The following is a 425-nucleotide window of genomic DNA, read 5'->3' on the forward strand; positions in this document are numbered from 1 at the left end:
CCAATAGCCTGAGGCATGCACAGGGCCTGCACGAGGCCATCTAAGAAAAGATCAGACTGCGTCAGCCGGACGAGGCGCGTAAAGCTGTCCGCAACCTGCTTGCGAATACGGATGAAATGATCGGCCGCAAGCGACCTTCGTGACGGACAGGAGTCTCGCGCATAAAAGAATCCGCGCCGTAGCCTCGATGATCCTGCTTGATCGCCCTGAAAGGAACCGAACTCACGACCCTTTGCTGTGCCACGACTGAGTCCAAGGAAATCAGCACCTTCGCGATCGAGCTGATGTCCACGATAAGTTTGCTCTTGACATTGGTCAGCAATTGAACATGATCACATCTGCGCGATGTGGCGCAAGAAAACCTAGGCGACGTAGTCGGAACACCTGTTCGGATGACGGCGCTTTTTTTATGTCTGTTGGTGTTC

At 53.9% G+C, this 425-nt stretch carries 1 protein-coding gene; it reads right to left on the minus strand.

Going from position 1 to position 425, the window contains the following annotated elements; genetic code table 11:
* Nucleotides 1-61: 61 nt before the first annotated feature.
* Nucleotides 62-425 (minus strand): hypothetical protein (locus tag AC1D0P_RS30315; RefSeq protein ID WP_477680119.1); only part of this gene is annotated, 364 nt, incomplete at its 5' end.

This window comes from Polaromonas sp. P1_G2, from assembly GCF_056405515.1.